19 protein-coding genes are annotated in these 21,626 nt (G+C 63.1%); 14 read left to right on the forward strand and 5 right to left on the reverse strand.

Annotation, left to right across the window (positions count from 1 at the left end; genetic code table 11):
• Window positions 1–149: 149 nt before the first annotated feature.
• The gene (locus RB216_RS18745; protein WP_016974872.1) at window positions 150–1,487 is read right to left on the reverse strand and encodes a lysine N(6)-hydroxylase/L-ornithine N(5)-oxygenase family protein; all 1,338 of its coding nucleotides are present in this window, start codon (window positions 1,485–1,487) and stop codon (window positions 150–152) included.
• A gap of 118 nt (window positions 1,488–1,605) precedes the next feature.
• The gene (locus RB216_RS18750) at window positions 1,606–2,088 is read right to left on the reverse strand and encodes a sigma-70 family RNA polymerase sigma factor (protein ID WP_028616992.1); all 483 of its coding nucleotides are present in this window, start codon (window positions 2,086–2,088) and stop codon (window positions 1,606–1,608) included.
• A gap of 255 nt (window positions 2,089–2,343) precedes the next feature.
• Here RB216_RS18750 and RB216_RS18755 point away from each other — a divergent pair, with 255 nt between their 5' ends.
• The 14 genes from RB216_RS18755 to RB216_RS18820 all read left to right on the forward strand — a co-directional run bounded on the left by RB216_RS18755 (window position 2,344) and on the right by RB216_RS18820 (window position 18,261).
• A complete protein-coding gene (locus RB216_RS18755) occupies window positions 2,344–3,513 on the forward strand; it encodes an efflux RND transporter periplasmic adaptor subunit (protein ID WP_028616993.1) in 1,170 nt (389 codons plus the stop codon).
• A 1-nt stretch (window position 3,514) separates the two neighbouring features.
• A complete protein-coding gene (locus tag RB216_RS18760) occupies window positions 3,515–5,485 on the forward strand; it encodes a MacB family efflux pump subunit (RefSeq protein ID WP_028616994.1) in 1,971 nt (656 codons plus the stop codon).
• Entirely contained in the window at window positions 5,478–6,881 is a 1,404-nt protein-coding gene (locus tag RB216_RS18765; RefSeq protein WP_068937201.1) for an efflux transporter outer membrane subunit, read from the forward strand. Before RB216_RS18760 ends, RB216_RS18765 begins: the two co-directional genes overlap by 8 nt.
• 103 nt (window positions 6,882–6,984) lie before the next feature.
• A complete protein-coding gene (locus RB216_RS18770) occupies window positions 6,985–7,728 on the forward strand; it encodes an alpha/beta fold hydrolase (RefSeq protein ID WP_236318178.1) in 744 nt (247 codons plus the stop codon).
• Window positions 7,729–7,835: 107 nt separating this feature from the next.
• On the forward strand, window positions 7,836–8,606 hold the full coding sequence (locus RB216_RS18775; protein WP_068937199.1) for a FadR/GntR family transcriptional regulator: 771 nt from the start codon (window positions 7,836–7,838) through the stop codon (window positions 8,604–8,606).
• Between the two features lie 224 nt (window positions 8,607–8,830).
• The gene (locus RB216_RS18780; RefSeq protein ID WP_028616997.1) at window positions 8,831–10,033 is read left to right on the forward strand and encodes an ABC transporter substrate-binding protein; all 1,203 of its coding nucleotides are present in this window, start codon (window positions 8,831–8,833) and stop codon (window positions 10,031–10,033) included.
• 57 nt (window positions 10,034–10,090) lie between these two features.
• On the forward strand, window positions 10,091–10,951 hold the full coding sequence (locus RB216_RS18785) for a branched-chain amino acid ABC transporter permease (RefSeq protein WP_016974865.1): 861 nt from the start codon (window positions 10,091–10,093) through the stop codon (window positions 10,949–10,951).
• Between the two features lies 1 nt (window position 10,952).
• Window positions 10,953–11,963 (forward strand): branched-chain amino acid ABC transporter permease, encoded by a 1,011-nt coding sequence (locus tag RB216_RS18790; protein WP_028616998.1) that lies wholly within the window; start codon window positions 10,953–10,955, stop codon window positions 11,961–11,963.
• Complete coding sequence (locus RB216_RS18795) at window positions 11,960–12,709, forward strand: ABC transporter ATP-binding protein (protein ID WP_028616999.1); 750 nt, start codon at window positions 11,960–11,962, stop codon at window positions 12,707–12,709. Before RB216_RS18790 ends, RB216_RS18795 begins: the two co-directional genes overlap by 4 nt.
• Window positions 12,709–13,404 (forward strand): ABC transporter ATP-binding protein, encoded by a 696-nt coding sequence (locus RB216_RS18800; RefSeq protein WP_028617000.1) that lies wholly within the window; start codon window positions 12,709–12,711, stop codon window positions 13,402–13,404. Before RB216_RS18795 ends, RB216_RS18800 begins: the two co-directional genes overlap by 1 nt.
• Before the next feature lie 13 nt (window positions 13,405–13,417).
• Window positions 13,418–14,686, forward strand: coding sequence for a Zn-dependent hydrolase (locus RB216_RS18805; protein WP_028617001.1), 1,269 nt, complete (start codon window positions 13,418–13,420; stop codon window positions 14,684–14,686).
• Complete coding sequence (locus RB216_RS18810; RefSeq protein WP_308907721.1) at window positions 14,683–16,086, forward strand: amidase; 1,404 nt, start codon at window positions 14,683–14,685, stop codon at window positions 16,084–16,086. The genes RB216_RS18805 and RB216_RS18810 overlap by 4 nt, the downstream gene beginning before the upstream one ends.
• Before the next feature lie 248 nt (window positions 16,087–16,334).
• Window positions 16,335–17,198, forward strand: a complete 864-nt coding sequence (locus RB216_RS18815) for a LysR family transcriptional regulator (protein WP_308907722.1) — start codon at window positions 16,335–16,337, stop codon at window positions 17,196–17,198.
• Between the two features lie 58 nt (window positions 17,199–17,256).
• The gene (locus RB216_RS18820; protein WP_028617004.1) at window positions 17,257–18,261 is read left to right on the forward strand and encodes a LacI family DNA-binding transcriptional regulator; all 1,005 of its coding nucleotides are present in this window, start codon (window positions 17,257–17,259) and stop codon (window positions 18,259–18,261) included.
• Here the strand turns inward: RB216_RS18820 and RB216_RS18825 are convergent.
• From RB216_RS18825 to RB216_RS18835, 3 genes are read right to left on the reverse strand one after another with little or no spacing between them, the layout of a single operon-like run.
• Window positions 18,258–18,983, reverse strand: coding sequence for an SDR family oxidoreductase (locus tag RB216_RS18825; RefSeq protein ID WP_068937196.1), 726 nt, complete (start codon window positions 18,981–18,983; stop codon window positions 18,258–18,260). The genes RB216_RS18820 and RB216_RS18825 overlap by 4 nt on opposite strands.
• Window positions 18,984–20,516 carry an FGGY-family carbohydrate kinase gene (locus RB216_RS18830; protein ID WP_236318162.1) on the reverse strand — a complete coding sequence of 511 codons (1,533 nt, stop codon included), beginning with the start codon at window positions 20,514–20,516 and terminating at the stop codon, window positions 18,984–18,986. It abuts the gene before it with no gap.
• Window positions 20,517–20,518: 2 nt separating this feature from the next.
• Window positions 20,519–21,598: an alcohol dehydrogenase catalytic domain-containing protein gene (locus tag RB216_RS18835; RefSeq protein WP_236318160.1), complete on the reverse strand. Its 1,080-nt coding sequence runs from the start codon at window positions 21,596–21,598 to the stop codon at window positions 20,519–20,521.
• Window positions 21,599–21,626: the final 28 nt, after the last annotated feature.

The raw sequence follows: 21,626 nt of genomic DNA on the forward strand, positions 1-21,626 counted from the left end.
CAGTACCAATAGCCACTCCTTGCCACAAGTGCCGTCTGTAGGAGCGAGCTTGCTCGCGAAGGTCGTCAACGTTAACGCAGCCATTCAGAATGATCGCGTCGTCTGGACGTGTTTCGCGAGCAAGCTCGCTCCTACAGAGGGGGTGAGTATCAGCTAGCAGTTGCCAGGAGCAGGTCCTGCACCGAACGCCCTTTGCCGCGCCCACGGTCCAGCGCATACAACGACGCCGCAATCTCATCCGCGCGAATCGGCAGCACCGACAGCAAGGTATCGCTCAAGCCGTGGCTGGCCTGGCTGAACCCTTGGATGTAGATACCGGCGTTGCAACGCTCGTCAGTGACGATGCGGTAGTCGCGCGCGACTTCGAAGTCACCCAGGTAGTCTTCCAGCGGTGCGAGCAAGGCGCGGTGCGTCTGGCGCTCATAGCCCGTGGCCAGGATTACCGCGTCGTAGTGGTTGATGCTGGTGTCGCCGTTGGCGTTGTTGCGCAGCACCAATTCAATGCCCAGCGGGCCTGGGGTGGCCTTCTCGACCACGGTCATGGTGCGGAACGCCTGGCGGGCGATGCCGGAGACTTTCTGGCGGTAGAAGATGCCGTAGATACGCTCGATCAGGTCCAGGTCCACCACCGAATAGTTGGTGTTCTGGTACTCGGCGACCAAACGCTCACGCTCGGCGCCCTCTTGCTGGAACACCAGGTCGGTGAAGGCCGGCGAGAACACTTCGTTGACGAACGGGCTGTCATCCGCCGGCTTGAGCGCCGAACCACGCAGAATCATGTCGACCTGCACCGACGGGAAGCTGTCGTTCAGGTCGATGAAGGCTTCCGCCGCGCTCTGGCCACCGCCGATGATGGCGATGCGCATGGCCTTGCCCTCGACACACGGCTGGCTGGCCATGCGCTCCAGGTACTGGGAATGATGGAACACCCGGCTGTCGCCCTTGAGCGCCTTGAACGCTTCAGGAATACGCGGCGTGCCGCCGGCGCTGACCACCACCGAACGGGTGGTGCGCACATGTTGCTCACCGAGCGCATCGCGGGAAATCACGCGCAGCGCTTCAACCTGCTGCTGGTGCAGGATCGGCTCGATGGCCAGCACTTCCTCGCCATAGCGCGCCTGGGCCTGGAACTGCCCGGCGACCCAGCGCAGGTAGTCGTTGTACTCCATGCGGCACGGGTAGAAGGTGCCCAGGTTGATGAAGTCGACCAGACGATCATGGGCTTTCAGGTAGTTGACGAAGGAATACGGGCTGGTGGGGTTGCGCAGGGTCACCAGGTCCTTGAGGAATGAAATCTGCAGCTCGCTCTGGGTCACCAGGGTATTGCCGTGCCAGCGGTAGTCGGCCTGTTTGTCGAGAAACAGCACGTCCAGTTTGCCCTGGGCCTTTTCGCGCTCCTGCAGGGCGATGGCCAGCGCCAGGTTCGAAGGGCCGAAACCGATACCGATCAGGTCGTGAACCGCGGGCGAAGCAATTGCCTGTGTCATTCCAGTGTCCTCTGGATAAGCCCCTTGGCGGTGGGGCGGGAATACCTTCAAGACCTGAACAACAGGTCGTGTGTTGATAGGAACGAGGACAGTGAAATAAAATTTAACTGATCATTGATCAGTGCGCTTCCCACTCGCGCATCCGCACCCGGCAGTGCTTCATGGCGTTGACGATGTGTTTCTCCACCAAGGCGCGAGAAATGCACAGGCGTTCGGCGATTTGCAGGTGGGTCAGGCCTTCGAGCTTGCGCAGCAGGAAGCTGTCGCGACAGGCCTGTGGCAGCTCGGCCAGGGCGCGTTCGAGCAGTTCCAGGCGTTGGCCGTGGTCGTGGTTAGTGTGCGGCGAACTGCTGGCGAAGCGTTCTTCGGCATCCAGCACATCCAGGGGTTCGACCTGGCGCAAGGCATTGCGCCGATGGCCGTCGATCACCAGGTTGAGCGCCGTGCGGTACAAAAAGGCACGGGGTTGTTCGATGGGCGTGTCGCTGGAACGCTCCAGCACCCGGACATAAGCGTCATGCACCACATCCTCGGCCACCTGACGGTTGCCCAGCTTGGCGTTGAGGAAACACACCAGCTCGCGATAGTAGTTTTCCAACATGACTCCCGACCGCCGGGTGGCGGCATTAGGTCCTTGGGTGCAAATAAAGACAGCATTCAGGTGATGGCAGTTTGAGTGCGTGCAATTTATAGTAATTCTCATCTACTTTTAAAGCAGACTTGCATCAACGGACGATTTTTTTCTTCAAGGGAGCTGTAACTGCTTATGTAACCGCCTAAATCCCCGCGCAATTCTCTCGTTTACTTGTCAGCTCCCCGCAACTGCGGTCCGAACTTTCCTGGCTGGAACCAAAGCATGAAACGCCCTCGACCTGCCCGACGCGCCTTGCTTGTTATCGCGTGCCTGATCCCCATTTTCGCCATCGCGGCCTGGCAAGTGCTGCCGCCGGGGCGTGACACCCTCACCACCGTCACCGTCACCCGCGGCAGTATCGAAAACAGCGTGACCGCCCTCGGCACCCTGCAGCCGCGCCGTTATGTGGACGTGGGGGCCCAGGCCTCCGGACAGATCCGCAAGATCCACGTCGAGGCCGGCGACCAGGTCCAGGAAGGCCAGTTACTGGTGGAGATCGACCCCTCCACGCAAAAAGCCAAGCTGGACGCCAGCCGCTACGCCATCGAAAACCTCAAGGCCCAGTTGCAGGAACAAAAGGCCCAGCACGAACTGGCACGCCAGAAGTACCAGCGCCAGCAACGCCTGGCCGCCGGCAACGCCACCCGTGAAGAAGACGTGCAAACCGCCAAGGCCGAACTGAGCGCCACCCAGGCGCGGGTCGACATGTTCCAGGCGCAGATCCAGCAAGCCCAGGCCAGCTTGCGCAGTGACGAAGCTGAATTGGGCTACACGCGCATCTACGCGCCCATGACCGGCACCGTGGTCGCGGTGGACGCGCGGGTCGGCCAGACCCTAAACGCCCAGCAGCAGACGCCGCTGATCCTGCGCATCGCCAAATTGTCACCGATGACCGTGTGGGCTGAGGTCTCGGAAGCCGATATCGGCCACGTCAAGCCGGGCATGACCGCGTATTTCACCACGTTGAGCGGCGGCAACCGGCGCTGGACCAGCACCGTGCGGCAGATCCTGCCGATTCCGCCCAAGCCATTGAATGAAACCCAAGGCAGCGGCAGCCCCAACAGCACCAGCAAAAGCGGCAGCGGCCGCGTGGTGCTGTACACCGTGCTGCTGGACGTGGACAACAGCGACAACGCGTTGATGGCCGAAATGACCACTCAGGTATTTTTCGTCGCCAGCCAGGTCAAGGACGCCCTCACCGCGCCGGTCGCCGCGTTATCGGGCACGGCGAACCCCAACGAGCAGATCGCCCAGGTCGTGGGCAAGAATGGTCGAATCGAGCAGCGCCAGGTGCAGGTAGGCATCAGCGACCGCCTGCGCGTCCAGGTGCTCGACGGTTTAAGCGAAGGTGATCACCTGCTGATCGGCCCGGCCGACGGCAACGGGGGTTGAGTTGACCACGCCCCTGATCGAACTCAAGAACATCCGCAAGTCCTACGGCGGCGGCGACAGCCCGCAGGTCGACGTGTTGCGCGGCATCGACCTGTCGATCCATGCCGGGGAATTTGTCGCCATCGTCGGTGCCTCGGGCTCCGGCAAGTCCACGTTGATGAATATCCTTGGCTGTCTCGACCGTCCAAGCACAGGCGACTACCTGTTCGCCGGGGAAAACGTCGCCCATCTGGACAGCGACGAACTCGCCTGGCTGCGCCGCGAAGCCTTTGGCTTCGTGTTCCAGGGCTACCACCTGATCCCGTCGGGCTCGGCCCAGGAAAACGTCGAGATGCCGGCGATCTACGCCGGTATCAGCGCCGCCGAACGCCATGCCCGCGCCAACGCCCTGCTCACGCGGTTGGGCCTGGCCGAGCGCACCGGCAATCGTCCGCACCAGCTTTCCGGCGGCCAGCAACAGCGGGTGTCCATTGCCCGTGCGTTGATGAACGGTGGGCATATCATCCTCGCTGACGAACCCACTGGCGCCCTCGACAGCCACAGTGGCGCCGAGGTCATGACCCTGCTCGATGAACTTGCCAGCCAGGGCCACGTGGTGATCCTGATCACCCACGACCGCGAAGTGGCGGCGCGGGCCAATCGCATCATCGAGATTCGCGATGGCTTGATCATCAGCGACTCGGCCGACGGCAGCGACGTTGCGCCAGTATTAGCGAACGGCGCCTTGCAAGCCGTGGACCTGCGCCAACGCCTGGCCGACGGTGCCGAACACAATGGCGCGTGGAAAGCCGAGCTGGTGGACGCGGTGCAAGCCGCCTGGCGGGTGATGTGGATCAATCGTTTCCGCACCGCGCTGACCCTGTTGGGGATCATCATCGGCGTGGCGTCGGTGGTGGTGATGCTGGCCGTGGGGGAAGGCAGCAAGCGGCAAGTCATGGCGCAGATGGGCGCATTCGGCTCCAACATCATCTACCTCAGCGGCACGTCGCCCAACCCGCGTACACCGCTGGGCATCGTCACCCTCAATGACGTCCACGCGCTGGCGGCCCTGCCCCAGGTGAAACACATCATGCCGGTCAACGGCAGCGAAGTCGGGGTGCGTTACGGCAACGTGGACTACATGGCCTACGTGGGCGGCAATGACACCAACTTCCCGGAGATTTTCAACTGGCCGGTGGTCGAGGGCAGTTACTTCACGGCCGCCGACGAGCGTGCCGCCGCCACCGTGGCGGTGATCGGTCATCGCGTGCGCGAGAAGCTGTTCAAGGGCGAGGTCAACCCACTCGGGCAGTACATCCTGATTGAAAACGTGCCGTTCCAGGTGATCGGAGTGCTGGCGGAAAAAGGCGCCGCCTCCGGCAACAAGGACAGTGACGACCGTGTCGCCATCCCTTACACCGCCGCCAGTGTGCGCCTGTTTGGCAGCTACAACCCTGAGTATGTGGTGATCGCGGCGGCGGATGCGCGCAAGGTCCACGAAGCCGAAGTGGCCATCGACCAGTTGATGAAAAAGCTGCACAACGGCAAGCGTGACTATGAGCTGACCAACAACGCGGCGATGATCCAGGCCGAGGCCCGTACGCAGAACACGCTGTCATTGATGCTCGGTTCCATTGCGGCGATATCTTTGCTGGTGGGCGGGATCGGCGTGATGAATATCATGCTGATGACCGTACGCGAGCGCACCCGTGAAATCGGCATCCGCATGGCCACCGGCGCACGCCAACGCGACATCCTGCGCCAGTTCCTCACCGAGGCGGTGATGCTCTCGGTGGTCGGCGGCTTGTGCGGCATCGCCCTGGCGTTGTTGGTTGGCGGCGTGTTGGTGCTGGCCAAGGTGGCGGTGCAGTTCTCCCTTTTGGCGGTGTTTGGCGCCTTTGGTTGCGCACTCGTCACCGGTGTCGTATTCGGCTTCATGCCGGCCCGTAAAGCTGCCCGGCTCGATCCGGTTAAGGCGTTGACCAGTGAATAAACAGTCCTTTTACCTTCCTGCCTTGTGCGTGTTACTCAGCGCCTGCACCGGCAACCCGCCCGCGCTCGACAGCGGGATTGCAGCGCCTGCCGCCTGGCAATTTGCCGAACGCGACGCCGCCCAGGTCACCAACCAGCAATGGTGGACGCAGTTCGGTAGCCCACAACTGAACCGGCTGGTCGAACAGGCCCGGCGAGACAGTTTCGACGTGGCCGCCGCCACCGCGCGCGTGCGCCAGGCCCAAGCCAGCGCAGTGATCGCCGGTGCGCCGCTGTTGCCGGAAGTGAAGCTCAACCTCACCACCAGCCGCCAGAAGTTGTTACGTGGCCCGGGTGGACCGGACCTTGACGCTTCGCAAAGCGATGACGCCGTCGACAACTTTGGCGCCAACCTCACCGCCAGCTACGAAGTGGACTTCTGGGGTGGCCGCGCCGCCGCCCGCGACAGCGCCCTGCATACCCTGCGCGCCAGCGAGTTTGACCAGGCCACCGTAGAGCTGACCTTGCTCAGCAGCGTGGCCGACCGCTACGCACAAACCCTGGCCGCGCAGCAGCGCCAGCAGATTGCAGAACTGAACCTGGCCAATGCGCGCAGCGTGCTCGACCTGGTGCAGACCCGCTATGACGCCGGCTCCGCCACCGCCCTGGAACTGGCCCAGCAAAAAAGCCTGGTGGCCAGCCAGCAACGTCAATTGCCGCTGATTCAGCAGCTGACCGAAGAGTCGCGGATCACGCTGGCCGCCCTTCTCGGCCAACCCGTCCAAGCCCTGGACCTTGGCAGCGAACCGTTTCAAGCCTTGACCTGGCCTGCCATCGGCGCCGGCATGCCCAGTCAATTGCTCAGCCGCCGTCCCGATATCGCCAAGGCCGAGGCGCAATTGGCGGCAGCACAGGCCGACGTCACCGTGGCCCGCGCGGCCATGCTACCCGCCATCACCCTCGGCGCGACCCTGGGCTCCGACGCCTACAAGGCCGTGGATATCCTGCGCAGCCCCTACTACACGCTGACCGCTGGGCTGGTGGCGCCGATCTTCAACAACGGTCGTTTAAGTGCTGAACGCGACAAGGCCCGCGCGCGCCAGGATGAACTGCTGCAAACCTATCGCGGTGCGATCATCAACGGCTTTGCCGACGTGGAAAAATCCCTCAGCAGCATCACCCGTCTCGACCAGCAGCGCGAATGGCAAAGCGAAGAACTGCAACAGGCCCAGACCGCCTTCCAGATCGCTGAAAGCCGCTACCAGGCAGGCGCCGAAGACCTGCTCACGGTACTGGAAACCCAGCGCACGCTGTACGCGGCCCAGGACCAGAACGTGCAACTGCGACTGTCGCGCCTGCAGGCCAGTATCGCGTTGTACAAAGCCCTGGGCGGCGGCTGGCAGACGCAGATCCGATAAACAAAACTCCGCTTTCGCACACCAACTGTCTTCTCGCCCTACATTCTTGAGCAAAGGTCCTTGGTAAAAACACCGAACTCACACGGTTGCCCAGGACCTCTTGATGACTGTCGCAAAATACCTGACATGCGCCTGTCTCTGGGTGACTGCAAGCGCTGCCCAAGAACTGATTCCTCCCACCGCCATTGACTGGTTGCTGGATTGCCCCCTGCGCACCGCTGAACGCCTGGACCCCGAAGTGCTGCAACGCACTCAATGCGGCGTCGTGAGCGTGCCGCGCAATTACGCTGCGCCCCGGCAAGGCAACCTGCGCCTCCACCTGACCCGCGTCGGCGCCCGAGACCCGCTGAATCGCGAAGGCGTGGTGTTTGCCCTGGCCGGCGATGCGCCCCAAAGGAACCAGGGCGGCACCTTTGTCATTCACCTGACCAGCCTCTGGGGCTCTTACTCCAACCCAGCGTATCGCACACTGGTCAACCGCTACGACGTCATCGAACTCAGCCCCCGCGACCTCGGCAACGACAATGGAGTCGAACAAGCCGCCCAAGACCTGGAGTTTGTCCGCACTCAACTGGGCGACGCCCAACTGCTCTACCTGGGCAATGCCGATGCGGCCCGCCTGGGCAACCGTTACGCGGCCCTGTTTCCCGAACGGGTGGCGCGCATGGTACTGGTCAATGCAAAGCAACCCGAATCGGCGGCACCCAAGGTCGAACAACTGCGCCTGAAAGAAACAGCCCAACAGGACGCCAGCAGCTGCATCAACCGCTGGATGGGCGACTTTCTGGTGTTCGGCAAGCAACCACCGTCGTCCACGCGCTGCCTCGATTCAGGCAACGGGGAGTAACCATCCGATTGCGACCTGTTGCCATCGAAAACGACACCTGCCGTTGACGCTGCATGCCGATCGTTATTAAGTGCTATTAATCCGCATTAATACGATAAATCGAACCTATGCTAAGCCGCCCGCTACGACGCAAACGCCAGAAGCTGTCCGATGTGATTGTCGAGTCGGTCAAGCGCTCCATCGTCACCGACGCCTTGAAGCCCGGCGACCGCCTGCCCACCGAACGCGAACTGATGGAAAGCTTCCAGTGCTCCAAAGGTTCGGCCCGCGAAGCGCTCAAGGCACTGGAAGTGGAAGGCCTGGTGAGCACCCGCACCGGGCCCAGCGGCGGCGCCTACCTGAACCAGGCCGGCACCGAACCGGCCAGCCGCGCGTTGCGCAACTACCTGCACTTCCAGCACCTGGACGGCGAACAGGTGTACCAACTGCGCAAAGTCATCGAAGTGGAACTGGCGGTGTCGGTGCTCGGGCGCTTGAGCGAGGACGACTACCAGGCCCTGCAAGACAATGTGGATTTTTGCAGCGCCCCCGAAGACAGCGAGGCCGGCCAGCGTGAACAGCGCCTGGCGGAACTGGAGTTCCATAACCTGCTGGCCAAGGCCTGCCCCAACCCGTTGCTGAGTTTCATGGCGCAGTTCCTCAACGATCTGCTGCGCGACCTGGTGGTGCTGAAAAAAGCCTACAAGCCCAAGCGCAAGCAGTTCGACGCCGCCAACCTGGACTATCACAAGCAGTTGCTGATCGCCTTTCGTGCCGGGGATGAAAGCGCGGTGCGCAGCTTGATGCATGAACACATGTGCGATGCCGAACACCACATGACCGCCCTTGAAGGCCAGGTCAGCCCGCACTTCCTATTGGAGTTCGATCACCACCACTGACACACCACGGTACCTACTGTGGCCCCCCAATCAATGTAGGAGCTGGCTTGCCAGCGATGGCATCGACTCAGTTCAACTGACCCACCGAGTTGCCTGCATCGCCGGCAAGCCGGCTCCTACAGAGACAGTGTTTGCCCCATCCAATAACAGGCCTGTCCACAGGCCCTTGCTCCACCGTATCGCCATTGCCACTCCTGCCAATAACTAAACCAGGGAGTCACCCCATGCAGCGTCGTACGTTGTTGAAAGCCAGTCTTACCGCAGCCGCCGCCCTCAGCCTCCCGCTGAGCATTCGGTCTGCATTCGCCGCCGAGCCCTTTACCTTTTACGGCCTCAAGTCCATGTCTGGCGCCTTTGCCAGCTATGGCAAGTTTGCCGACATGGGTTCGCGCCTGGCGGTGGAACAACACCCCGAGCTGCTCGGCCGCCCGCTGAACTACAAGGTGATCGACACCGAAGGCAACGCCGGCAAGGCCGTGCGCAAGGTGCAGGAAGCCATCCAGCAGGACGGCGCGCGGTTCTTCCAGGGCTGCACCCTGTCGTCGTCGGCACTGGCGGTGGCGAAGGAGGTGGACAAGGTCGGCGGTGTGTTCATGACCCCGGTGGGCGCCGATGAAGTCACCGGCAAGGACTGCAACAAGGCAACCTTCCGCTGGTCGGTGCCCACCTACGGCGCGATCCGTGAAACCATGGTGCCGCTGATCAAGCTGCTGCCGGACGCCAAGCGTTGGTACACCATCACCCCGCAATACGTGTTCGGCGAAGCGCTGCTCGAAGGCGCGAAGAATGTGCTCAAGGAAAACGGCCTGGAACACATCGGCAACAGCTACCACTCGTTGCAGGAACAGGAATTTTCCGGCTACCTGACCAACGCCATCGCCGCCAAGCCCGATGTGCTGGTGCTGCTCAACTTCGGCAGCCAGTCGTCCAACACCCTGCGCCAGGCGGTGAACTTCGGTATCAAGGAGCGCATGAAGGTGTTGCTGGTATGGTCCGCCGGCCTCGACCAGTTCCAGGAACTGGGCAGTGATGTGCTGGAAGGCGTGTACCTCGGCGCGCAGTACTGGCACCAGGTCGACACCCCGCTCAACCGTGAACTGGTCAAGCTCACCCAAGCCAAATACGGCATCAACCCTACCTACCCGCTGGCCGCCGATTACATCAGCACCAAGGTCATGCTCGAAGCCATCATTTCTACCGGCAGTTTCGACGGACCGACCGTGGCCAAGGCCCTGCAGGGCCTGAGCTACGAAGGGCCCACCGGCAAGGAATCGATCCGCGCCGGCGACCACCAGGTGATCAAGGATTACTACCTGCTGATCGGCAAGGCCACCGCCGACATGGCCGACAAGGATGACCTGGCCAAGGTACTCAGCGCCGGTCAGTCGTTCCCGCCCGTGGACGCCACAGGCTGCACGCTCGGCTGATCCCCTGAATTTGGTAGCGCAGGGCCGTGCAAGCGGCCTCCTGCAGAGGGTTCCTGCATGCTTAATCTTTATCTGTTCCAGATCCTCAACGGCCTTGGGCTGGGGATGATCTACTTCCTGATCGCGGTCGGGCTGACGATCATTTTCGGCCTGCTCAACTTCGTCAACTTCGCCCACGGCGCGTTCTTCCTGCTGGGTGCCTATATCTGCTACACCGCTGTGAGCCTCACTGGCAACTTCTGGCTGGCGTTGCTGATTGCGCCGCTGGTGGTGGCCGCGCTGGCCTGGGCCATCGAGCGGTTGTTGATCCAACGCATCTATCACTTACCGCACATGTTCCAGATCCTGGTAACCCTGGGTATCGCGCTGATCATCCAGGAGGCCAGCGTGATGATCTGGGGCCCGGTGGGCAAAAGCGTCGCCGTGCCGGAACTGCTGCGCGGCGTGCTGGTGGTGGGTGACTTCGTCTACCCCTACTACCGCCTGTTTCTCATCGTGTTTTCCGGGCTCGTCGGCCTGGGCCTGTGGCTGCTGCTGGAACGCACGCGCTTCGGCGCCCTGGTGCGGGCCGGCAGTGAAAGCACCGAGACCGTGTCGCTGCTGGGCACCAACATCTTCCGGCTGTTCTCCATGACCTTCGCCCTCGGCGTAGCCCTGGCCGGCGTCGCGGGCGTGCTGTTCGCCCCGTTGCGCGGCGCCCAACCCTTTGTCGGCCCGGAGATTCTCGGCGTGGCCTTCGTGGTGGTGGTGATCGGCGGCATGGGCTCGTTCAGCGGTGCGCTGGTCGGCGGTTTGCTGGTGGGCGTGGTGCAAAGCCTGATGACCACACTCTGGCCCCAGGGCGCGAGCCTGATGATCTACGGCGCAATGGCCGTGGTGATTCTGGTCCGTCCTTACGGCCTGTTTGGGAGAGCCTGACATGAGCGAAAAAAACCCCCTGCCGTTTGCCAAGACGCAATCGCGCGCGATGTTGCTGTGGGTGTTGGCGGTGCTGATCGGCCTACCGTTGATATTGCCCTCGGCGACCCTGGCCACCGAGATCCTGATCTTTGCGATGGCGGCCCTGGCCTGCAACCTGCTGCTGGGCTACACCGGCCTGCTCTCCTTCGGCCAAGGCATCTTCTTCGGGGCCGGCGCGTATTGCGCGGCGTTGCTGATGATCCACCTGCAACTGGGCCTGTTCACGGCGTTGCTCGGCGCCGCCGTGGCCGGTGGTTTCCTGGCGTTGCTGGTGGGCGCCCTGGCGATCCGTCGCACCGGCATCTACTTCGTGATGCTGACCCTGGCGTTCAGCCAGATGGCCTACTTTGTCGCCTACACACTCAGCGACTGGACCGGTGGCGACAACGGCCTGCTCAGCGTGCCGCGCCCGGAGATCCGCGTGGGTGAAACGGTGCTGCTGTCACTGGCCGACGCCCGCGCCTTCTACGGCTTTGTCGCAGTGCTGTTCCTGCTGATCTTCATCGGCGCACGCCGGGTGATTGCGTCACCGTTCGGCAGCACCTTGATGGCGATCCGCGAAAACGAAACCCGCGCCTCTGCCATCGGCTACGACACACGCCACTTCAAGATCCTGGTGTTTGTGCTGTCCGGCGCGGTCACCGGAATTGCCGGCGCGCTGTACGCGATGCTGCTGCACTTTGTGCCGCTGTCGAATATCGACCTGGCGATGTCCGAGAACATCCTGATCATGACCATCGTTGGCGGCACCGGCTCGTTGTTCGGCTCATTGCTTGGTGCCGGTTCCATCGTGCTGCTCGGGGATTTCCTCTCCGACCTGTGGCCGCGCTGGCTGATGCTGCTGGGGGTAATTCTGATCCTGGTGGTGATCTTCATGCGCGGCGGTTTGTGGGGCGGCCTCGCGTCGCTGTTCGAAAAGGTACGCGGCCATCGCAAAACGGCCGTTGTCGCCAAGGAGGAAGGGCTATGAGCATCCTTTTGGAAACCAGAGACCTGGAACTGGCCTACGGCGCGTTCCATGCGGTGAACGGCGTGAACCTCAAGGTCGAGGCGGGCACTATCCATACCATCATCGGCCCCAACGGCGCGGGCAAGACCAGCCTGTTCCACTGCCTCACCGGCGAACGCCAGGCCACCGCCGGGGCGATCCACTTCGACGGCAAGAACCTGATGCGCAAGCCTGCCCACGGCCGCGTCGGCCTGGGTATGGCGCGCTCGTTCCAGCTCACCAGCCTGTTCCAGAACCTCAGCGTGCGCGAAAACCTGCGCCTCGCCGCCCAAGGCCGCGACGGTGCACGCGCACTGAATTTCTGGCGCCGCGTCGACAGCAAGCGCGAACACCTGGAGATGGCCGACCAGGTGCTGGAGCGCCTGCAACTCACGGCCCGCGCCGGCACCCTGGCCGGTGAGTTGTCACACGGCCAGCAGCGGGTGCTGGAGGTGGGCATGTCGATCTGCTCCAAACCGAAACTGTTGATGCTGGATGAGCCCACCTCGGGCATGGGCATCGATGACATCCCAATCATGACGCAGTTGATCAGCGACCTCGGCCGCGACCACACGGTGCTGCTGATCGAACACAACATGAGCATCGTCATGTCCATCAGCCAACGCATCACGGTGATGAGCCACGGGCAGATCCTGGTCGAAGGCACACCGGAATTCGTGCGCGCCGATGAGCGTGTGCGCACTGCATACCTTGGGGAGGCTGCCTGATGCTGATCGTTGAGAACATCCATTCCTACTACGACAAGAGCCACGTGCTGGAAGGCGTGTCGCTGACCGTCAACCCTGGCGAACTGGTGACGTTGCTGGGGCGTAATGGCGCCGGCAAGACCACCACCCTGCGCAGCATTCTCGGCATCATCTGCCCGCGCCAGGGCCAGATCCACTTCAACGGCCAGGCACTGGTGGGCCAGAAGATCTTCGAAATTGCCCGCCAGGGTTTGGCGCTGGTGCCGGAGAACCGTGGGATCTTCCGCCTGCTCACGGTCGAGGAAAACCTGCGCATCGCCGCACGCAAGACCAGCCGCTGGCAGCTCGAAGACGTGTACGCCATGTTCCCGCGCCTCAAGGAGCGGCGCAAAAACGCTGGCCACGCGTTGTCCGGCGGCGAGCAACAAATGCTCGCCATCGCCCGCGCGCTGCTCAACGATCCCAAGCTGCTGATCCTCGATGAACCCACCGAAGGCCTGGCCCCGGTCATCGTCGACGAGCTGGTGAAGATCCTGCGCAAGGTCAAGGACGACGGCCTGCCGGTGCTGCTGGTGGAACAAAACCTGATGGTCTGCGACAAGCTCGCCGACCGCCATTACGTGCTTGAACAGGGCCGCGTGGTCTACGAGGGCAGCGCCGAAGCCTTCCGCGCCGACCCGACCATCAAAAACCGTTATTTGGCCCTGAGTGCCTGACCGGAGACTACTGATGAATAGTTTTGCGCAACCGCTCAAGAGCAACGCCCCGCTGATCAACCGCGACCGCTTGTGGCAATCGCTGATGGACCTGGCCCAACTGGGCGCCACCGTCAAAGGTGGCGTGTGCCGCTTGGCGCTGACCGACCTGGATCGCCAGGCCCGTGACCTGTTTGTACAATGGTGCGAGGCTGCGGGGTGCAGCGTCAGTGTCGACGCTATCGGCAATATCTTTGCGCGCCGTGCCGGGCGCAATCCGGCCCTGCCCCCGGTGATGACCGGCAGCCATATCGACACCCAACCCACCGGCGGCAAGTTCGACGGGTGCTACGGGGTAATGGCGGGACTTGAAGTCATCCGCACCCTGAATGATTTGAAGATTGAAACCGAAGCGCCGATCGAAGTGGTGGTGTGGACCAACGAAGAAGGCTCGCGTTTTCCGCCGTGCATGATGGGTTCCGGGGTGTTTGCCGGTAAGTTCGATTTGCAGGACACCCTCGACAAGCTCGATGACCAGGGCCTGTCAGTCGGCGCCGAATTGCAGCGCATCGGATACGCCGGCTCCCGCGCCGTGCTCGGCCACCCGGTCGGTGCCTACTTCGAAGCGCATATCGAACAAGGCCCGGTACTGGAAGACCAGGCCACTACCATTGGCGTGGTCATGGGTTGCCTGGGCCAGAAATGGTTCGACCTGACCTTCACCGGCGTCGAAGCCCACGCCGGCCCGACGCCGATGCACCTGCGCAAGGACGCCCTGGTCGGCGCCGCCGAGGTGGTCAGCGCGGTCAACCGCATCGCCCATCAGCAGCAACCCCACGCCTGCGGTACGGTCGGTTGCCTGAGCCTGCATCCCGGCTCGCGCAACGTGATTCCCGGCCAGGTGCACATGACCCTCGACCTGCGTCATCTGCACGCAGACAAGCTGCAAGCCATGGTTGATGAAGTGCGCAGCGTGATCGAAGCCGCCGCCGCGAGACACGGGTTGGCATATGAACTGACCCCAACCGCCGACTTCCCACCGCTGGACTTCGCCCCGGCCTGCGTCAATGCCGTACGCGAAGGCGCCGAGGCCTTGGGCTTGAGCCATATGGACATCGTAAGCGGCGCAGGCCACGACGCGATTTTTGTCGCCGAACTGGGTCCGGCCGGGATGATCTTTGTACCGTGCGAAGGCGGCATCAGCCATAACGAAATCGAAAACGCCGCGCCGGACGACCTGGCGGCGGGCTGCGCGGTGTTGTTGCGCGCCATGGTCAATGCGGCGCAGGGGGACGTGGCATGAGCGAGATCGGCCAACTGACGGCAGTGCAACTGCTGCAGCATTTTCGCGACAAGACCTTGTCGCCGGTGGAGGTCACCGAAGACGCCTTGCTGCGGATCGAACGCTTCAATCCGGTGGTGAACGCCTACTGCCACGTGGACCCGGAAGGCGCGCTGAATGCGGCGCGCGCCTCGGAACAACGCTGGCTGAACGGCCAACCCTGCGGTCCGTTGGACGGCGTGCCGTCTTCGATCAAGGACCTGACGCTGACAATCGGCATGCCCACCCGCAAGGGCTCGCGCACCTCGTCCGCCGACGGGCCGTGGGAGGTGGACGCGCCCTTCCCGGCCTTTATGCGCAAGGCCGGTGCGGTGCTGCTGGGCAAAACCACCACCCCTGAATTCGGCTGGAAAGGCGTCACCGACAATCCGCTGTACGGCATCACCCGCAACCCCTGGGACACCCGCACCACGGCGGGCGGTTCGTCCGGCGGCGCGGGCACGGCGGCGGCGTTGAACCTGGGGGTGTTGCACCAAGGCAGCGATGCGGGCGGTTCGATTCGGATTCCCTGTGCATTTACCGGCACTTTCGGGATCAAGCCAACCTTCGGTTATGTGCCGCAGTGGCCGGCCAGCTCCATGACAATCCTCTCGCACCTGGGGCCGATGACCCGCACGGTGGAAGACAGCGTATTGATGCTGCAGACCATCGCGCAACCGGATGCTCGGGACGGGTTGATCGGTGCGCCGAGGACCACACCGTGGTTGTCGGGCGCAGCGGATTTGAAAGGGCTGCGCGTGGCCTACAGTCCGAACTTCGGTTACGTGGAGGTCGACCCGCAAGTGGCCAAGGTGGTCGCGGAGGCGGTGCGAGGCCTGGAACAACTGGGCGCCCATGTCGAGCAGATCGACCCCGGCTTCAGTGACCCGCTGGAAGTCTTCAGCACCTTGTGGGCAGCCGGCGCTGCACGCCTGACCGGGCCCATGAGCGAGTCACAAAAACAACTGCTGGACCCCGGCCTGCTGCGCATCGCCCAGCGCGGCGAGCGTTTGAGCCTGGACGACTTCAGCGCGGCCCTTGAAGCACGCGCAGCCCTGGTGGCACGCATGGCGGCGTTCCATGAGCATTACGATGTGCTGGTATCGCCGATGATGCCGATCACCGCGTTCGATGCCGGGCATGACGTGCCACCGGGTTCGGGTTTGCAGGAATGGACACAGTGGACACCGTTCACCTACCCCTTCAACCTGACGCAGCAACCGGCAGCCTCGGTGCCGTGTGGGTTGGCAGCGAACGGCTTGCCGGTGGGCTTGCATGTAGTAGGCGCACGTTTTGCCGACGAGCAGGTGTTGCGGGTGTGCCACGCCTACGCGAAGGCCTTCCCGAGCGAGCACCCCCAAGCCCCACAAACCCCAACCTGAAATGCACTCCCTGTAGGAGCCGGCTTGTCGGCGATGGCGCCGTGTCAGACACCTCACCCGTCACCGACACACCCCAATCGCCGGCAAGCCGGCGCCTACAAGACCGCATATCCACGATGCGAAGCGAGTCGCTCTTGATCTTGATCTCAGGCGCCCCGTCAAACACGCTGGCCGAACGCAGGCAAGCCAGCTCCCACAGTTTCAACCACATTCCATTACACTGTCCCCCATTCATCCCCGGGGGCTTCATGGACATCGAACTGGCACGCACCTTCCTCGAAATCACCCGCTGCGGCAGCCTGGCCGCAGCAGCCGAGAAACTGCACGTCACCCAGACCGCCATCACCGCACGGGTCAAAAGCCTGGAAAGCCAGCTAGGCAGCACACTGTTCGTGCGCAACCGCGCCGGCGCCCGGCTGACCGCCGACGGCGAGGCCTTCGTGGTGTACGCCAACCAGTTGCTGCAAACCTGGGACGCGGCAAAACGCGACCTGCCGCTGCCCGATGGCTATCGCAACGTGCTGCACATCGGCGGCGAAGTCAGCCTGTGCAATCCATTGATGCTCGGCTGGGCCCAAGCGTTACGCCAACACATCCCCGGCCATGCCCTGCGCACCGAAATCCGCGAAGGCGAATACCTGTTGCGCCAACTGGAACTGGGCGTACTCGACGCTGCATTGGTGTTCCAGCCGCAATACTGGCCAGGCTTGCAGGTGGAACAGGTGCTGGAGGAAAAACTGATCCTGGTGCAGTTGGTGAGCAACCCGGCGCCCTACGTGTATATCGATTGGGGGCCCGGGTTTCGTCAACAACACGACGCCGCGCTGCCCGACAAGGCCCGTGCCGCATTGAGTTTCAACCTGGGCCCGCTGGCATTGCAGTACATCCTTGAGAATGGCGGCGCCGGCTATTTCCGCACCCGCGTGGTGCAGAGTTACCTGGACAGCGGCGTAATGCAGCGTGTGCCCAAGGCGCCGGAATTCAGCTTCCCGACGTACCTGGTGTATTCACGGGCGCGAGATTCGGCAGTGTTGCAACAGGCACTGGGGTTGCTGCGTGAGGTGGTCAAGGCCGAAAGCGACTGGTCGCAACGTTGGGACCCATTGATTTGAAGCAACAATCTCCACCGCGCATGCTAGCCTGCGGGTGTTTCCTTTTGCAGCCTGACCGATGAACAAGAAGAAGTCCGTCACTATCAGCGACATCGCCAAACGGGTTGGCATGACCACCATCACGGTGTCTCGTGCACTGAGCAAACCCGACCTGGTCAAACCGGCCACCCTGGCGCGCATCCTCGAAGTGGCGCGGGAGATGGACTACGTGCCCAACGCCTTCGCACGCGGGCTCAAGCGCAGTGAGAGCCTGATCATCGGCGTGATCACCGCCTCCGTGGACAACCCGTTCTACAGCGAAATGATCAAGGCGATTTCCCGCGAGGCCAAACAGCACGGCTACACCATCATGCTGGTGGACACCGATGAGCTGGAAGAGCTGGAAAGCAAGGCCGTGGACACCCTGTTGGGCTACCGCGTGGCGGGGATCATTCTGTCGCCGGTCTCGGATGAACCGAGCTACCAGCCCGATTATCTCGAACGCCTGGGCAACGGCAAAACCCCAGTGGTGCTGCTCGATCGCACAATCCACGACAGCCCGTTCAGCCGCGTGGTGCTCGACAACTACCACAGCGGCATCCAGGCCGCGCACTACCTGCTGCGCCAGACGCCCGACCTCAAGCGCCTGCTGGTGCTGACCGGCCCCGAGCACTCACGCATCACCGTCGAACGCCTCAAGGGCCTGCGCGAAGTGCTGGCCGAGCACCCGCAGGTGCAGGTCGAAGTACAGGCCGGCGACTACACGCTGATGCCGTCCTACCTGCACACCCTCGACTACCTGGCCGAACACTCGGCGCCGGACGCGATCATGGGCTTCAACCAGTTGATCACCCTCGGCGCCTTGCGCGCACTGCGCATGCACAACATCGCCCATGACAGCCTGACCATCTGCGGCATCGACCGCCTGCCCTTCGCCGATATCTTCGGCGTGCCCATCGCCTGCGTGGCTCACGATGCGTCTTTGGCCGGCAGCAGTGCGGTGCGCCTGTTGCTCGATCGCCTGGAAGACCCGTTCAAGCCACGGGACAAGGTGGTGATCGCCGGTCAGTTGGAAAACGGCTAGCGGCTGGTGTAGCCACCGTCGATGGGCAGGCTCACGCCGCTGATCATGCTGGCGGCGCTGCTCAACAGGAACAGCACCGGCAACGCCACCTCGACGGTTTCAGCAAAACGCCCCAATGGAATGGCCGCCAGCGCCGGGTCGCGCTTGGCCGGCTCGGACCAGGCCATGGCCGCCATCGGCGTGAGCGTGACGGTGGGGTTGACGCTGTTGACGCGAATGCCAAAGCGGCCCCACTCGGCGCATTGCACACGGGTGATCGCATCCAGCGCGGCCTTGGAGGCGCAGTAGCCGAGGTGATCGTCCAGGGCCACCAGCGAGGCTTGGCTGGAGACGTTGACGATGCTGCCGGCGATGTGTGCTTCGATCATTTTCGCCGCCACGCGGCTGGCGACCTGGGCGGCGGCGCGGGCGTTGACTTGCATCACCTGGTCGAACGCGTCGGCGCTGATGGCGGCGGCGGGCTCCAGCCGCGAGATGCCGGCGCAGTTGACCAGGCCGTGCAGCGGTGGCAGGTCGTGCAGGGCGTTATCGAGGGCGGCGCTGTCGGCGATGTCCAGGCACAAGGTGTGGCAACCGAGTTCGGCCAAGGCTTGGGCGTCGCGGCCGAGGGCAAAGACATCGGCGCCGCTGGCGATCAGTTGCAAGGCGATTTCGCGCCCAATGCCGCTGCTGGCGCCGGTGACGAGGATGCGCTGGTGGGTGAAGTCGAAGGCTGCGTTCATTCAGTTCTCCTGCAGGCTGTGCATGATCGGTTTCAGGGCCGGATACAGCTTCAGGTACTCGCCGAACGCACGGTCGTACGCCTCGACATTTTCCGCCTTGGGCTCAGCCCGCAACTCCAGTTGTACCCAGCCCTTGTCCATCTCCCCATCGCTCACCAACCCCACCGTGTGCGCCGCCAGCAACGCCGCGCCCAACGCGGCCTCAACCTCCTGCACGATGGTGTACACCGGATACCGCGTAACGTCCGCGATGATCTGCATCCACAGGTCCGAATGGCTCGCCCCGCCCACCACGATCAAGCGCGGGTCCAGGGAATGCGCGCCGCGTGTGCCCGCTTCGATGTTGTGTCGCAGGGCAAAACTCACGCCCTCCAGCACCGCGCGATACAGGTGAATACGGCTGTGGTAGAGGTTCAAGCCGACAAAACTGCCACTGGCGCGGTCATCCCACACCGGGCTGCGTTCACCCATCAGGTACGGCAGGAACAACAGGCCTTCGCTGCCGGCCGGGATGTTCATCGCGCGCTGTTCCAGCAGCATCAGGCTGTCCTGGCCGGTGGCCTTGGCTTGTTGCTCTTCGGCCTGGCAGAACTGCTCGCGAAACCAGCTGACCGAGGCACCGGCGGTGATTGCTCCGCCAAAGATGTACAGGTCGCGGTGGCCGTTGTAGACGTGGGGCATGCTCACCAAGCCATGGCGTGCATCCACTTGTTGGTTAAGGTAACCCCAGCACATGCTGGTGCCGATCATTGCCACGTGATTGCCCGGCTGCGTCACCCCTGCGGCCAGCGTTGCCATGGCCGCATCGACGCCACCAGCCAGAACCGGTGTGCCCGCCTGCAGGCCCAGACGCGCCGCCCAACCCTCCAGCAACCCACCGACGACTTCCCCGGAATACACCAGGCGCTCCGGCATCATCGCCTGCGGTATGCCCAGTGCATCAAGCATTTCGGCGGACCAGCCGCGCACCTTCACGTCGTAGACGCCACCGATATTGCCGGCACTGCTATGGTCCACCGCCAACTCGCCGGTGAGGCACCAGTTGATGTAGCTGTTGGGCGGCAGCAGGTAGCGAGTCTTGGCCCACGCCTCGGGCTGGTGCTGCTTGAGCCAGAGCATCTTGGTGAAGCCGTAGTAGCTGTCCACCGAGTTGCCGGTGATCGCGAACAGACGCTCCAGGTCCACCTGCTCGCGCACCCAGGCCACCTGCTCGCCAGCACGGCGGTCCATCCAGATCAGGCACGGGTGCAGCGGCGTGATTTGCGCATCCACCGCAATCCCGGAGCCGCCGTACAGGCTGCTGATACACAACGCCTTGACCTGCTGCGCCGCCACGCCGGCCTTGGCCATGCACTGCGCAACGCAAGCCTCGACGGCGTCCAGCCAGACCTGCGGCCATTGCTCGGCCCAGCGCACTTTCGGGGTATCCACGCGATACCCCTGGCTATGCTGGGCGATGATCGTACCTTGACCGTCCACCAGCAGCGCCTTGGTGCTCTGGGTTCCTATATCGACACCCATCACGTAGTTCATTTTCAGGCCACCGGCTTCAACAGCACCTTGATCGACTTGGTCGAGTTGGCCAACGCGAAGGCTTCGGCAAAGTCGTCCAGCGGGAAGTCATGGGTCACGATGCCCTTGGAGGTGACCAGGCCACGCTCGAACAGGTCGATGGCGATCGGGTAGCAATACGGCCCGAGATGAGCGCCGCGTACGTCCAGCTCCTTGCGGTCGCCGATGATCGACCAGTCGACGCTGGTCTCGGCACCGAACACGCTGAACTCGACAAAACGCCCGAGCTTGCGGATCAAATCCAGGCCCTGGGTCACGCCGGCTGGCACGCCGGTGGTTTCGATGTAGACGTCGCAGCCGTAGTTGTCGGTCAGGCCGTTGATGATTTCACGGGCGTTGTCGCGCGACGGGTTGATCACCACATCGGCGCCGAATTTTTTCGCCAGTTCCAGACGCTCGTCGACCATGTCGATCACCACCAGTTTCTTCGGGGTTTTCAACGCAGCGACCTGGACCATGCACAACCCGAGGGTGCCGGCACCGGCGATCACCACCACGTCGTCGAGCTGGATATCGCCACGGTTGACGGTATGGATCGAACAGGCCATCGGTTCCACCAGCGCCGAGTCTTCCAGCGACACCGATTCGGGGATCTTGTGCACGATGGCGGTCTTGGGAATGCGCATATACTGGGCCATGCCGCCTTCGGCCACTTCGCGCTGGAAGCCGAAGATGTTGTGCACTTCGCACATCCAGTACTTGCCCGACTTGCAGAAACGGCACTTGCCGCACGGCACGATCTGCTCGGCGATGACCTTGTCGCCCACCGCGACGTCGAAGTGCTCTTCGGCGCCCTCGCCCACTTCCACCACATAGCCAAAAAATTCGTGCCCCGGTACGACCGGCGCCTTCACCCACGGGTTGTCGCCGCCCCAGAACATCGCCGCGCCCGAGTGGCACTTGCAGTCACTGGCGCAGATGCCACAGGCAGCGATACGGATCACCAGTTCATTGGCGCGTGCCTGGGGTTTGCCGATGCGTTCCAGGCGGTAGTCTTTGGGGCCGTGGCAGACGACGGCTTGCATTTCGGTGTGCTTGTCCATGGTGTCGGGTCCTGTGCTTGTGAGGAGT

It is taken from the genome of Pseudomonas canadensis, from assembly GCF_030980095.1.
Taxonomy (GTDB): domain Bacteria; phylum Pseudomonadota; class Gammaproteobacteria; order Pseudomonadales; family Pseudomonadaceae; genus Aquipseudomonas; species Aquipseudomonas canadensis.

Coding starts and splice junctions, on each gene's coding strand:
- RB216_RS18745 (WP_016974872.1), bottom strand. CDS start 1,487: ATGACACAGGCAATTGCTTCGCCCGCGGTTCACGACCTGATCGGTATC.
- RB216_RS18800 (WP_028617000.1), top strand. CDS start 12,709: ATGCTGATCGTTGAGAACATCCATTCCTACTACGACAAGAGCCACGTG.
- RB216_RS18770 (WP_236318178.1), top strand. CDS start 6,985: ATGACTGTCGCAAAATACCTGACATGCGCCTGTCTCTGGGTGACTGCA.
- RB216_RS18795 (WP_028616999.1), top strand. CDS start 11,960: ATGAGCATCCTTTTGGAAACCAGAGACCTGGAACTGGCCTACGGCGCG.
- RB216_RS18780 (WP_028616997.1), top strand. CDS start 8,831: ATGCAGCGTCGTACGTTGTTGAAAGCCAGTCTTACCGCAGCCGCCGCC.
- RB216_RS18825 (WP_068937196.1), bottom strand. CDS start 18,983: ATGAACGCAGCCTTCGACTTCACCCACCAGCGCATCCTCGTCACCGGC.
- RB216_RS18785 (WP_016974865.1), top strand. CDS start 10,091: ATGCTTAATCTTTATCTGTTCCAGATCCTCAACGGCCTTGGGCTGGGG.
- RB216_RS18830 (WP_236318162.1), bottom strand. CDS start 20,516: ATGAACTACGTGATGGGTGTCGATATAGGAACCCAGAGCACCAAGGCG.
- RB216_RS18815 (WP_308907722.1), top strand. CDS start 16,335: ATGGACATCGAACTGGCACGCACCTTCCTCGAAATCACCCGCTGCGGC.
- RB216_RS18750 (WP_028616992.1), bottom strand. CDS start 2,088: ATGTTGGAAAACTACTATCGCGAGCTGGTGTGTTTCCTCAACGCCAAG.
- RB216_RS18805 (WP_028617001.1), top strand. CDS start 13,418: ATGAATAGTTTTGCGCAACCGCTCAAGAGCAACGCCCCGCTGATCAAC.
- RB216_RS18755 (WP_028616993.1), top strand. CDS start 2,344: ATGAAACGCCCTCGACCTGCCCGACGCGCCTTGCTTGTTATCGCGTGC.
- RB216_RS18775 (WP_068937199.1), top strand. CDS start 7,836: ATGCTAAGCCGCCCGCTACGACGCAAACGCCAGAAGCTGTCCGATGTG.
- RB216_RS18835 (WP_236318160.1), bottom strand. CDS start 21,598: ATGGACAAGCACACCGAAATGCAAGCCGTCGTCTGCCACGGCCCCAAA.
- RB216_RS18790 (WP_028616998.1), top strand. CDS start 10,953: ATGAGCGAAAAAAACCCCCTGCCGTTTGCCAAGACGCAATCGCGCGCG.
- RB216_RS18810 (WP_308907721.1), top strand. CDS start 14,683: ATGAGCGAGATCGGCCAACTGACGGCAGTGCAACTGCTGCAGCATTTT.
- RB216_RS18820 (WP_028617004.1), top strand. CDS start 17,257: ATGAACAAGAAGAAGTCCGTCACTATCAGCGACATCGCCAAACGGGTT.